This is a genomic window from Natrinema sp. H-ect4 (assembly GCF_041894845.1).
In the GTDB taxonomy this organism is placed as follows: Archaea; Halobacteriota; Halobacteria; order Halobacteriales; family Natrialbaceae; genus Natrinema.
The window spans coordinates 15,303-27,985 of the sequence record NZ_JBHDYC010000003.1; the positions used below are offsets into that span (position 1 = coordinate 15,303).

Below are 12,683 nucleotides of genomic sequence, written 5' to 3' on the forward strand. Positions count from 1 at the left end.
TTCGGGTCGACCCGGGATCGACGCGCTCGAGTCCGAATCGCTCAAGTACGCCACGCTACTACTCACTGTCGTGTCGAAGCAGGTCCAGCAGGTCGATACCATCTTCTGTCACGAAACCGGTGGCGACTTCCTCGTCGTCGTCGAACGTGACGGGAAGCGGCTGTTCCGCGCGAAACTCGAGCTCTCGGAAACCTCGGCCGGGCCCCGCCCCGCGAAGTTCCGACTCAAAGATGGCTCGAGCGAGGAGCCCCGCCAGCCCGACGAGTTCGTCGAACTCGCCCGCCGGTCCAAGCGGATCCGCATCTCCGAACAGACCTCGAGCGCCGGTCGGCGCGACCTTCGGGAGATGCTCGAGGGCTACCAGCTCGAGGACAAGGTCAAGACCGTCCGGACCTGTCGCTACTGCGCCGGCGCGGGCCGGTACTCGCCGATCACGACCGAGACTGCCGTCAAGGACGACAACGACTGGATCTGTACGGACTGTGCGAAACAGGAACTCGAGCGCCAGCTTTCCTTTTCGGGCGGCGGCGAGGTCTCGGGTGCCGCCAAGGAACGTCTCGAAGACCTCATGCTGGAAGTACAGGATTTAGAACGGATCGTCAACCTGCTCAAGGGACAGCTCGACCCCGATCTGACGAAGTTCGATACCATCTCGGCGACGACCGAGGAGGTCGACCCCGTTCGGACGGACTCGTTGAACCTGCACCCGGGCATTCAGGACCTGCTCGAGGACCGGTTCGAGACGCTGCTGCCGGTCCAGAGCCTCGCGGTCGAGAACGGCCTCCTGGATGGCGAGGACCAGCTCGTCGTCTCCGCGACGGCGACCGGGAAGACCCTCGTCGGCGAAATGACCGGCATCGACCGCGTCCTCGAGGGCAAGGGGACGATGCTCTTTCTCGTGCCGCTGGTGGCGCTGGCCAATCAGAAGTACGAGGACTTTCAGGACGAATACGGCCACCTCGTCGACGTCTCCATCCGCGTGGGCGCGAGCCGGATCGCCGACAACGGCAACCAGTTCGATCCGAACGCCGATGTCATCGTCGGCACCTACGAGGGGATCGACCACGCCCTGCGGACGGGCAAGGAGATGGGCGACATCGGGACCGTCGTCATCGACGAGGTCCACACGCTGAAAGAGGAGGATCGAGGCCACCGGCTGGACGGCCTCATCTCGCGGCTCAAATACACGTGCGAGCAGCGGGCGGCGCGCCGCGACGAGTACGACGGCGCACAGTGGGTCTACCTCTCGGCGACCGTCGGCAACCCGAAGCAGCTCACCGAAGCGCTCGAAGCCACGCTCATCGAGTTCGAGGAACGGCCGATCCCGATCGAACGCCACGTCACCTTCGCGGACGGCCAGGAGAAAGTGCGGGTCGAGAACAAGCTCGTCAAACGCGAGTTCGACACCGAGTCCTCGAAGGGGTATCGCGGGCAGACGATCATCTTCACCAACTCCCGGCGGCGCTGTCACGAGATTTCGCGGAAGCTGGACTACTCGGCCGCTCCCTACCACGCCGGACTGGACTACAAGCGCCGAAAGACGGTCGAACGCAAGTTCGGCGAGCAGGAGCTCTCGGCGGTCGTCACGACCGCCGCGCTGGCCGCGGGGGTCGACTTCCCCGCCTCGCAGGTCATCTTCGACTCGCTGGCGATGGGCATCGAGTGGCTTTCGGTCCAGGAGTTCCACCAGATGCTCGGCCGCGCGGGCCGGCCCGACTACCACGACACGGGGACGGTGTACGTCCTCGTCGAACCCGACACCGTCTACCACAATTCGATGGAGATGAGCGAAGACGAGGTCGCCTTCAAACTCCTCAAAGGCGAGATGGAGTCGGTGATGACTCATTACGACGAGGCCGCGGCCGTCGAGGAGACGCTCGCGAACGTCACGGTCGGCGGCAAGGCCACGAAGGCGCTTAACGACCGGATGCTCGGCGACGTTCCCACGAAACACGCCATCGGAAAGCTGTTGCAGTACGACTTCATCGACGGCTTCGAACCCACGCCGCTCGGTCGCGTGGTGACCGAACACTTCCTCGAGCCCGGCCAGGCGTTCACGCTTCTCGACGGGATCCGGAAGGACGCCCATCCCTACGAGCTCGTCGCGGATATCGAACTCCGGGACGAGGACCTCTGATCGGGTCCGCGATGTGATCCGTGACTGTCACTGGCGCATCAAACGGCGGCCACGATCGTTTGTGAGCCGTCTCGACGGCCGGAACGGTAAAGGACGACAGCGTTCAATCGATAGTCAGTACGGGCATCCAACCCGGAGCTGTCACTATGGACACGACGACGCCAGCCGCGATCGACCCGCCCGCGAACGTGTTGCTCGTCCACTCGAGACGAGCATCGCCGAACGCCTGCGAGGAGCTGTGTTACCACGACAGCGACACGGCACACCTTGCGGTCACCTTCGCTGACGAGGAGCCCGACTGTCCCGACGAGGATGCGATCGACGGCCCGCTCGGGCAGCTCACGATCGGGGATGTCCTGACTGACGCCGGCGACGAATCGGAGCCTGATTTCACCCGGCCAGTCGTCACCGATTCGGTGACCGATCCGACCGATCTTTCCGCGATCGGCGTCGCAGTCAGCCGGTTTTGTAAACACTGGGACGAAACCGGCGGGGAGATCACGGTCTGTTTCGACTCGCTCGATGCCCTGCTTCGCCACAGCTCTCCGAAGGAGGTCTTCCAGTTCGCACACGTCCTCACGAACCGGCTCTCGAGCGTCGACGCCTACGCCCACTTCCACTTCGATCCGACGCGTCACGAGGATCGGGTCGTCTCGACGTTCGGGACGGTTTTCGATGCCGTCGTCGCCGACGACGATACCGACGAGTCGCTCCCGGAAGCGACCGACCAGGACGTCGCCGCGTTACTGGCCGAGTGGGACGAGGCGTCGACGATCGACACCGGATCCGATGCGGTCACCGAAGCGACCGACGAGGATATCGCACGTCTTCTCGGAAACTGAGACGGACTATAGTAGCCACTGAAACGAATTATACACTGCTCACAACGCGATCCGTGATCAAGTGTGTCTCGACTTTCAGTGGCTACTATACTCTCCGCCAGTTCCGGCGCACCCGCGACCCGCCAGACAGGGGCGCCAGTACATCGGTACAGCAGCCCGTATGCGCGACGGTTCGACGCCGATCAGCGAGGCTCACGGAACGAAGGCGACACCGAACAGCGAGAGCGCCAGCACGAGCAACGAGCCCGGAACGCCGCCGATCGCGACGATTGCAACCGTTAGCGGCGTCACCGCCACTCCGACGCCGAAGACGACCTGAGCGAGGTACAACACCACGAGTCCGCTCACCGCGTTGACGATGAAAGGTCTCGCGACCTCGATGAGCTGGGCCGCCACGAGGACGAGCACCAACACGAGAATCAGAAGCAACATCTCGAGTCCGGTCATGGCCGGCGCTATCACGGCATCGGGCAAAACCGTTCGGACCGTAACGAAACGCTTTATGATGTGGGCGCGGTTGGAGTAGATACGGGATCGTGGGTTAGCTTGGTATACTTCGGGCCTTGGGTGCCCGTGACCCCGGTTCAAATCCGGGCGATCCCATATACTGCTGCGAGCAAAACCGCGAGCAACAGGAATCGGAACAAACTCGGATTTGAATCGGGGAAGAGCTTGCTCCGACCGCGCTTCAAATCGCTTTCATCCGTTCAGGTGTGTAAATCGTTACGGTGGCTACTATAGTGGATTGACCTGACAGGGGTGCTCCCTCATCGCTGAACCCAGCATATCTGGAACGCGACTCGGCTCTCGGTCGGCGGAATTCTACGGGCTTCTGCCCGTCTCATCTTCGGTGGCAAAGAGGAGACGACTACCGGTATCGCAAATCTCGGATGGTTCCACTGAGGTATCAAAACGCGTCGTGAAAACTGAGTGCCGAGGATCGAGGCGTATGTGTTCGGGGCGTGACGAGCTCCGGTGCTAGCCGGTGGCAGGGCCCACACGGAGTAAAGTCACAATGGCCACAGGGGTTTCGTACAGCCGTAGTGATCGTTTTGGTATTCGTCGTCATCACCTCACTACTGTATAGCACATGTCCAACAATAAAGCTTCTCATCGAGGTAATCATGACGGATTGGGTGGAAAATATGGTCATATGTATTTCTAATTGTAAACTCTCTTCGATATCACCCGTTCGAGACGGACCGTCATGGGGCGTTTGTGATCGTCTTCCAAATCCGTCCCTGTCGCGGAGCAGTAGCAACCGATCGAATGACTCCGACCGGGCGCACAACACCGATCAGGGTGACGGGGTTGGCTGCTCGAGCCGAGTGAACGAGCCGTCACCGCAGACGCAGTCCTCGCTCGTGCCAAGCGGGCGGATCGAACCCGCCGGCGTGACCTCGGCGACGAGGATCGCTTTACAGTTCTCACAGCGGACCGCGGCCCGCGTCCGGTTAGATTGAGTCGCCATGGGGTGAGACGAAGTGGCTACATCGCTATCAGTGTCGCTCCAATGTACGAAGGGGTTCGGTAGGGGCGATTTCGTATCGATCGAAACGGGACGACTCTCCCCTGAACACGACCACTCTCGAGCGACCTTCGAAAAAGCGAGGTGAGAGCCGAGACGAGGAAAAATACGTCCCGGTCTCCTGCCCTACTCGAGGAACCGATCGCCGACGTAGATCACTCCCGCGGCGACGAGGCCGACGGGAATCGCCATGGCAATGAGGGGGACGAGTACGTCGCCGAGATCGAAGAGATCGGTCCCGCCGCTTCCACCGGTGCCGCCGGTGTCCGCGCTATCGGTACTGGGTGAGAAAACGACGGTGACGAGGACGCCGACGATCGTCATCACGACGTAGCCGAGCGTCCCGCTGGCGAAGGCCGTGATCATCGCTTCGCGCGTGTCGGCCATCTGCCGATCGAGCTGAAGCCCGCTGATCGCACCGAGTATCGGTCCGGTAAACACCATGACGCCGAACAGGACGATCATGAAGAACGCGGCGACGAATCCACTCTCGTCGGAGCCGTCGAAGAGCAGCCGGGTGCCGAGCGCACCGGTCAGTCCGAACCCGGCACCGACAATGGCGAAAATCGACGTCGTATAGGTGAGATACCCCTTGGTTCGATCGTCGGAGAGAACGTCCGAGACGGAACGGTTCCGTTGCTGGTGTGGTTCCCGTCTGGGAGCCGAGCCGGCAGTCGATTCGGATGGTGAATCTCGAGACACGACGTGTCGGACCAACCGCGTTCAGTTAAGAATAGTGGCCATCTCGTGACTGTATTGGGCCTCTAGATTGTGAGTCGTCCTCGAGCCTCGGCGGACACGAGAGACACCGACCGACCGCGCAGACGACTGCGACCGCCCGCAAGCCCAACGATTTCGGCGTTACTTCGACTGTCAGGAAACATGGCCTCTCCCGGCTCGCAATTCCGACGCTGGCTCGTCAACGGGATCGTAATCACGATTCCGCTGGTTGCGACGCTGCTGGTGGTGATGGTCGTCCTCAACTTCATTCGCAGTGCGATCTCGCCGGTGACCGCCGGCGTCACCTATCTCTTGGCCGACGAACCGCCGGCTCTGGCAATCGAGTTCGTGACGCTGCTCTCGCTGCTCGGTGTCTTCCTGCTGGTCGGCCTCGTCGCGGAGCACACGCCCGGCAAGTACCTCTCGAAGCGAGTCCACACGGTGATGGAGACGATCCCCGGCGTCAGCACCGTTTACGAGAGCGTTCGCCGGGCCAGTCGGCTGCTTGTCGATGGCGACACGGACCAGTTCCAAGACGTGAAACCCGTCGAGTTCCCCCACGAAGGCGCGTACATGCTCGGTTTTCTCACCGCGGAGACGCCTCCCGTCGTCGAAGCCAGCGCGGACGAAGACGAGATGGTGACGATCATGGTCCCGCTCGCGCCGAATCCGGCGACGAACGGCTACGTCATGCATATGCCGACCGAGAAAGTCCACGAGGTCGACCTGACCGTCGAGAAGGCGTTCCGCTCGATCGCGACGCTCGGCGTCGCCGCGGATAGCCTCGGCGAGGCCGCGAGCGGTGCCGATTGATACGGGCTGCTGTCACCCTCCTTCTCGGTCCCTGACAGCCAAAACAGATTGGCCGTAGTTACATACCGTCGGGGTCGAACGAACGACTGTGGCCGCGCGGTCAACCGGTCGACGGGAATACTGGACACGGCGTGTGGTCCACGTCGGCCTGCCACGAAAACAGGGTCGACGGGTTCGACGTGGACCGAATCGATTTTCCGATTTCTCGAGGGCGGGGACACGGCTTCGTATCGCACCCGACCGACGGAACGATGGCGGCTCAAGGGCGGGGACCGGCCGTGGCTCGTCTCCGTTCAGTTTCGCCCCGGTATACGACCATTTATACGCGATGGCGGTCCTAGAACGGTGCAATGGCGCAAGCGGGAAATTCCGAACTCGTCGACTCTTTCGAGCAGTTCTTTCGCAACTACTACGACAACGAGATCAAACAGCTTGCCCAGCAGTATCCCAACGAGCAGCGGTCGCTCCACATCGACTGGCAGGACCTCTACCGGTTCGATCCCGATCTCGCAGACGACTTCATCGCACAGCCCGAACAACTCCAGCGCTACGCCGAGGAGGCGCTCCGGCTGTACGATCTTCCGATCGACGTGAGCCTCGGACAGGCTCACGTCCGGATCCGAAACCTCCCGGAGACGGAATCCCCCGAGATCCGAGAGATCCGCGCGCGAGACATGAACTCCCTCGTGCAAGTTCACGGAATCATCCGTAAGGCCACCGACGTTCGACCCAAAATCGAGGAAGCCGCCTTCGAGTGCCAGCTCTGTGGGACCCTCTCTCGAATCCCCCAATCCAGCGGGGACTTTCAGGAGCCCCACGAGTGTCAGGGCTGCGAACGGCAAGGCCCCTTCCGCGTCAACTTCGATCAATCCGAGTTCATCGACTCACAGAAACTCCGCGTTCAGGAGAGCCCCGAGGGGCTGCGCGGCGGGGAAACCCCACAGGCCCTCGACATCAACATCGAGGACGACATCACCGGCGAGGTCACCCCGGGCGACCACGTCTCGGCGATCGGCGTTTTGCGACTCGAGCAACAGGGCGACCAGCAGGACAAATCCCCTGTCTTCGACTTCTATATGGAGGGGATCTCCGTCGAGGTAGACGAAGAGCAGTTCGAGGATATGGACATCACCGGCGAGGACAAAGAGGAGATCGTTCGACTCTCAAGCTCCGAAGGGATCTACGAGAAGATGGTCGCCTCCATCGCGCCCTCCATCTACGGCTACGATCAAGAGAAGCTCTCGATGATCCTCCAGTTGTTCTCGGGCGTGACCAAGCAGTTGCCGGATGGCTCGAGGATCCGTGGCGACCTGCATATGCTCCTAATAGGAGACCCCGGTACCGGTAAATCCCAGATGCTCGCGTACATCGAAAACATCGCACCGCGGGCCGTCTACACATCCGGGAAAGGATCGTCCTCAGCGGGGCTCACCGCCGCAGCCGTTCGCGACGACTTCGGCGACGGCCAACAGTGGAGCCTCGAGGCCGGCGCGCTCGTCCTCGCGGATCGGGGAATCGCCGCCATCGACGAACTGGACAAAATGCGACCGGAAGACAGGAGTGCCATGCACGAGGCCCTCGAGCAACAGAAGATCTCGGTCTCGAAGGCGGGGATCAACGCGACCCTCAAGTCCCGCTGTTCGCTGCTCGGCGCGGCCAACCCCAAGTACGGCCGGTTCGACCAGTACGAACCGATCAGCGAGCAGATCGACCTCGAGCCGGCGCTGATCTCGCGCTTCGACCTGATCTTTACGGTCACGGACACCCCCGACGAGGAAAAAGACCGCAACCTCGCCGAACACATCATCACGACAAACTACGCCGGCGAGTTGACGACTCAGCGCGAGGAGATGCCCTCGATGGACGTCAGTCAGAGCGAAATCGACGAGATGACCGCGCAGGTCGATCCGGAGATCGAGGCCGAACTCCTGCGGAAGTACATCGCCTACTCGAAGCAAAACTGCCATCCGCGCATGACCGAGGAGGCCCGCGAGGCGATCCGGGACTTCTACGTTGACCTGCGCGCGAAGGGGACCGACGATGACGCACCGGTCCCAGTAACGGCACGGAAACTCGAGGCGCTGGTGCGCCTCTCGGAGGCCAGCGCCCGCGTTCGGCTATCGGATACGGTCGAGCAGGCCGACGCCGAACGGGTCATCGAGATCGTCCGATCGTGTCTGCAGGACATCGGCGTCGATCCCGAGACCGGCGAGTTCGACGCGGACATCGTCGAAGCCGGGACATCGAAGTCCCAGCGCGACCGTATCAAGAACCTCAAGCAACTGATCGGCGACATCGAGGAGGAGTACGACGACGGCGCGCCGGTTGATATCGTCCTCGAGCGGGCCGAGGAGATCGGCATGGATCACTCGAAGGCCGAACACGAGATCGACAAGCTCAAACAGAAAGGCGAGGTCTACGAGCCGAGTACGGACTCGCTCCGAACGACGTAATGTCGGTGGCGGATCGATCTCGACAGCCCTGTTCTTTGCGCAGCGAAACGACGCGTTAGAGTTCTCTGAGGTTCCTGACGGTCGATCGAATCGTCACGGCTGCGACGTCGGCGACCTCGGCCGCAGCGGTCTGGGTCAGTGACGGCCACTCATCTCGTTCGCCGGCTGCCTTGTAGAGACAGGCAGCCGCGACCCCGCTTGGATTACGGCCGCCAATCAGTCCGGCCTCGAGTAAGACAGTGATATGCTCTCGCGCACGGCGTTCAACCGCCTGTCCAAGCTCGAGTTTCGACGCATACCGCGGGAGATACTGCATGGGATCGATCGGCCCCGTCGGCAGACCGAGTTCACGGTTCAAGGCATCGTAGGCGACGGTGAGTTCGTCGCTGTCGGCGCGCGCGACGGCGGCGATTTCGTCGGTCGTTCGGGCGATCGAGCGCGTCCGACAGGTCGCGTAGATCGCGGCGGCGGCGAAGCCTTCCAGCGACCGGCCCTGCAGGAGGTCCTCGGACTGAGCGGACTCGAAGAGCGCACAGGATTGCTCTCTGGCGGAGTCCGGTAGTGAGAGCAAGGCGGTGATCCGCCTGATCTCTGCGAATCCGTACACCTGATTTCGTTCGGCCTTCGAGGAGATTCGAGCGCGGTTGTGCTCTCGGCGTAATCGAGCGATCTGCCGTCGTTTTCTGCCGGTCAACCGAGAACTGTACCCCGAACTCGAACCGGAGCCGTATCCGATCTCCGTCGAGAGCCCGCGATCGTGTCTCGAGCGGGTCAGCGGGGCTCCGGTACGTCTCGGGTCGGTGTCTTCGTCATCGAACGACCGCCACTCGGGACCGCGATCGATCGCGTCCTCTGCCGAAACGAGCCCACACTCCTCACAGACTATTTCAGTATCCCTCTTTCGCAATCTGCCATCACATTCAGGACAGACTACAGACGCATCAGCATTTACCATTGGTTATTTCATTCCCTATCTACCACTGGCTCCCGCTTGATATTTAAACTGTTGGAATATCTAAAGGAAATCGTGAGCGGGGAGGGAAAGAACGGGGGAGGCTATCGGTCGACCAATTGCGCCAGCAGGGACCGTGACTTCGATTCCGACTCGCGGGTTGCCGTTTCGTCGTCGTCCGCTCGATCGGCCAACAGTTGTTCGTACTGATCGATGACCGCCTGTCGGCGTCGTTCGCTCGTTTCGACCATTTTCTCGAGGGCGGCGATCCGGGCGTGAAGCCGCGCGCGTTCGATCTTGTATGCGAGGGGCGGTTCCCGTCGATCCGAGTCAGGGGAGGGCCGTTGCAGCGGGTGACCGTCTCGGTGGTCCGATCCGGCGGGTCGGTTCGGAGAACTGTGTTCGGTTCGTTCGGCACTCAAGTGGATGGGCGTTGGACCTCGTTGCTCGGCGGACATGGCTCGACAATGCCTACCATACCGTTTCGGAAAAAGGTCAGTCAGTCGGGCGTCAGACGCGTCTGACGCGGGTCGTCCGTCCGGCCGACGTTACTCCTGAAGATGGTCGAGTACGCCTTCGGTGTCGGCCGGCACGGGTTCGGGTTCGCTCCCCGCCGCAGCGGCGGCGTCGGGATCCTTGAGCAGGTGACCGGTGGTGAGACAGGCGACGCGTTCGTCGTCGTCGACAATTCCCTCGGCGCGGAGTTTTCGGAGGCCGGCGACGGAAGCAGCCGAGGCGGGCTCGACACCGATCCCCTCGCCCGCGAGGTCGCGCTGGGCCTCGGTGATTGCCTCGTCGGAGACCGCGACGGCGGTCCCACCGGTCTCGCGGATGCCGGGCAGCGCTTTCGGCGCGTTGACCGGGTTCCCGATACGGATCGCGGTCGCGCGCGTCTCGACGTCGTCCCAGCGCCGGACTTCGTCGGCCCCGTTCTCGATCGCTTCGACCATCGGCGCGGCACCCTCGGCCTGGACGCCGGTCAGTTTCGGGACCTCGCTCTCCTCGAGTTCGCCCGCCTGGACGAGTTCGCGGAACGCCTTGTACAGCGCCGACGTGTTACCCGCGTTGCCGACAGGGAGCACGATCCGATCCGGAACCGTGTCGTAATCGGCGAGGAAGCCCTCGAGGATCTCGAGGCCGATCGTCTTCTGGCCCTCGAGCCGGAAGGGATTCAGCGAGTTCAGCAGGTAGGCCTCGCCCTGCCCCGCGAGTTCCTGAACGATGTCCAGACAGGCGTCGAAGTTGCCGTCGACCTCGAGGATGCGCGCACCGTGGAGGCTCGCCTGGGCGATCTTGCCGGCGGCGACCTTGCCGGCAGGGAGGAGCACGAGCGTCTGCATCCCGCCACGGGTGCCGTAGGCGGCCAGCGCGGCGCTGGTGTTGCCCGTCGAAGCACAGGCCAGTCGGCCGACGCCGAGTTCTTCGGCGACCCGCACGCCGACGGTCATCCCGCGGTCCTTGAACGAACCGGTCGGGTTCATCCCCTCGTGTTTGATCCGCAGGGTCTTGACGCCGATATCGTCCTCGAGCCGAGGGACCTCGTACAGCGGCGTCGCACCCTCCTGAATGGAGACGCCCGATTCGAACGGCAGCGCGTCGGCATAGCGCCAGACGCCCTCACCCTCGAATTCGTCGAAGGTGGGCAGGTCGGCGTAGCGGACCTCGAGCAGTCCGTCACACTCGTCGCACGTGTATCGGACGTCGTCGAAGGGAGCGAAGGTGTCGCCACACTCGATGCACTCGAGCCAGACGCCATCGTCGGCGTCCGCAGGTTGTTCCGGTTGATCGGCCGAGAGACTGAGGCTCATTGTCGGTCGAGAAGGTGGCGAGGGGGAAAAAGTGACTGGATTCGTCGGTGGGCGACCCGCTGGGCCGCGTCGCTGACCCCGTTTCAATGACGTGACGACGATGCTCGAGTCAGTCGACTCCCCGAACTGCGAACCCGATCACTGCAGTCCCCGTAATTCGTGGTCGATACCCCTTCCCCCAGCGTTATAGCAGGACCAGCGCGATCAGGGCCGCCGGCCCTAACACCATGAGAAGCGTCGCGAGTACCAGTCTGAACGACATGGGTCGTGTCACTCCTCGATCGACTCAGATATAAGTACAATAGACAGTTCAAATCTATGAACACACGGCAGCGGTGATCAATATCGAATTGACCGTGGAAACGAGCGATTTCTTCGACGATTCAGTAGGCCGACGAGCCAGCGCAGCGAGTATGCTCGGCCGCGAGCGTTCCCAGGAGCGTCACTCACGAAAAAATCTGGACCAAAAACCCCACTCGCTTCGCTCGTGGGCGTGATCACTCGAGCAGCCAGCTCAATAACGCCTTCTGGGCGTGCAGCCGATTTTCCGCCTGATCGAAGACGATGGAGCGGTCGCCCTCGATGACGTCGTTGGTGATCTCCTCGCCGCGGTGGGCTGGGAGACAGTGCATGACCGACGCATCGGGGGCGTGCTCGAGGAGGTCCGAACTGACCTGGAAGCCCGCGAAATCGTCCATCCGGACGTCGCGTTCGTCCTCCTGGCCCATGCTGATCCAGACGTCCGTATAGATGATATCGGCGTCAGTGACCGCCTCAACGGGATCGGTCGTGGCCGTCGGATCGCCGCCGAGTTCGCGGGCCCGCTCGAGGACGGCGTCGTCGACCTCGTACCCCTCGGGCGTCGCGATTGTCAGATCGACGTCCGTCAGCGCACAGCCGAGCGCGAACGATTGGGCGACGTTGTTGCCGTCGCCGATCCAGGCCGCCGAGACATCCTCGAAGCCGTCCGCGTGCTCGCGGATCGTCAGCAGATCCGCGAGCGTCTGACACGGGTGAGCGTCATCCGTGAGTCCGTTGACGATCGGAACCGAGGAGTACTCCGCGAGCACTTCGATGTTTTCGTGTTTGAAGACGCGAGCCATCACCGCGTCGACGTACCGCGAGAGCGCACGCGACGTGTCTTTCAGCGGTTCGCCCCGCCCGAGCTGGATGTCGTCTTCCCCGAGGAAGATCGCGTGCCCGCCGAGTTGCGTCATCCCCGTCTCGAAGGAGACCCGGGTACGGGTACTCGCCTTCTGGAAGAGCATCCCCAGCGTCTGTCCGGACAGGTCAGCGTGGTCCTCGCCGGCTCCGACGGCGCGTTTGTACTCGTCAGCTCTGTCGAGAACTGCGAACAGTTCCTCCTCGGAGAGATCGTCGACGTCGAGGAAATGTCTCGGCCGTGTGTCGTCGGTATCTGTCGTCATTGT

At 62.4% G+C, this 12,683-nt stretch carries 11 protein-coding genes and 1 tRNA gene; 5 read left to right on the forward strand and 7 right to left on the reverse strand.

The window, feature by feature from the left end:
* The first annotated feature begins 70 nt into the window (after positions 1-70).
* Together ACEWFR_RS05435 and ACEWFR_RS05440 are read left to right on the forward strand one after the other, a co-directional pair.
* Complete coding sequence (locus tag ACEWFR_RS05435; protein WP_374060079.1) at positions 71-2,137, forward strand: DEAD/DEAH box helicase; 2,067 nt, start codon at positions 71-73, stop codon at positions 2,135-2,137.
* A gap of 146 nt (positions 2,138-2,283) precedes the next feature.
* On the forward strand, positions 2,284-2,979 hold the full coding sequence (locus tag ACEWFR_RS05440) for a hypothetical protein (RefSeq protein WP_374060080.1): 696 nt from the start codon (positions 2,284-2,286) through the stop codon (positions 2,977-2,979).
* Between the two features lie 192 nt (positions 2,980-3,171).
* Here ACEWFR_RS05440 and ACEWFR_RS05445 read toward each other — a convergent pair whose 3' ends face one another.
* Positions 3,172-3,426: a pro-sigmaK processing inhibitor BofA family protein gene (locus ACEWFR_RS05445; protein WP_098724853.1), complete on the reverse strand. Its 255-nt coding sequence runs from the start codon at positions 3,424-3,426 to the stop codon at positions 3,172-3,174.
* Between the two features lie 83 nt (positions 3,427-3,509).
* Here ACEWFR_RS05445 and ACEWFR_RS05450 point away from each other — a divergent pair.
* Positions 3,510-3,582: transfer RNA gene (locus ACEWFR_RS05450), tRNA-Pro, on the forward strand.
* A gap of 694 nt (positions 3,583-4,276) precedes the next feature.
* Here the strand turns inward: ACEWFR_RS05450 and ACEWFR_RS05455 are convergent.
* Positions 4,277-4,450, reverse strand: coding sequence for a hypothetical protein (locus ACEWFR_RS05455; RefSeq protein ID WP_374060081.1), 174 nt, complete (start codon positions 4,448-4,450; stop codon positions 4,277-4,279).
* 183 nt (positions 4,451-4,633) lie between these two features.
* Positions 4,634-5,209, reverse strand: coding sequence for a hypothetical protein (locus ACEWFR_RS05460; protein ID WP_374060082.1), 576 nt, complete (start codon positions 5,207-5,209; stop codon positions 4,634-4,636).
* A 180-nt stretch (positions 5,210-5,389) separates the two neighbouring features.
* Between ACEWFR_RS05460 and ACEWFR_RS05465 the strand changes: the two genes are divergently transcribed.
* Together ACEWFR_RS05465 and ACEWFR_RS05470 are read left to right on the forward strand one after the other, a co-directional pair.
* Complete coding sequence (locus tag ACEWFR_RS05465) at positions 5,390-6,040, forward strand: DUF502 domain-containing protein (RefSeq protein ID WP_374060083.1); 651 nt, start codon at positions 5,390-5,392, stop codon at positions 6,038-6,040.
* A 350-nt stretch (positions 6,041-6,390) separates the two neighbouring features.
* Positions 6,391-8,493 (forward strand): minichromosome maintenance protein MCM, encoded by a 2,103-nt coding sequence (locus ACEWFR_RS05470; protein WP_098724840.1) that lies wholly within the window; start codon positions 6,391-6,393, stop codon positions 8,491-8,493.
* Positions 8,494-8,548: 55 nt separating this feature from the next.
* Here the strand turns inward: ACEWFR_RS05470 and ACEWFR_RS05475 are convergent, their stop codons facing one another.
* The 4 genes from ACEWFR_RS05475 to argF form a co-directional block, all read right to left on the reverse strand.
* The gene (locus tag ACEWFR_RS05475) at positions 8,549-9,448 is read right to left on the reverse strand and encodes a transcription initiation factor IIB family protein (RefSeq protein ID WP_374060084.1); all 900 of its coding nucleotides are present in this window, start codon (positions 9,446-9,448) and stop codon (positions 8,549-8,551) included.
* Positions 9,449-9,549: 101 nt separating this feature from the next.
* The gene (locus ACEWFR_RS05480) at positions 9,550-9,903 is read right to left on the reverse strand and encodes a hypothetical protein (protein ID WP_374060085.1); all 354 of its coding nucleotides are present in this window, start codon (positions 9,901-9,903) and stop codon (positions 9,550-9,552) included.
* A gap of 90 nt (positions 9,904-9,993) precedes the next feature.
* On the reverse strand, positions 9,994-11,253 hold the full coding sequence (gene thrC / locus ACEWFR_RS05485; protein ID WP_374060086.1) for a threonine synthase: 1,260 nt from the start codon (positions 11,251-11,253) through the stop codon (positions 9,994-9,996).
* A gap of 497 nt (positions 11,254-11,750) precedes the next feature.
* Positions 11,751-12,680: an ornithine carbamoyltransferase gene (gene argF / locus ACEWFR_RS05490; RefSeq protein WP_374060087.1), complete on the reverse strand. Its 930-nt coding sequence runs from the start codon at positions 12,678-12,680 to the stop codon at positions 11,751-11,753.
* Positions 12,681-12,683 lie beyond the last annotated feature (3 nt).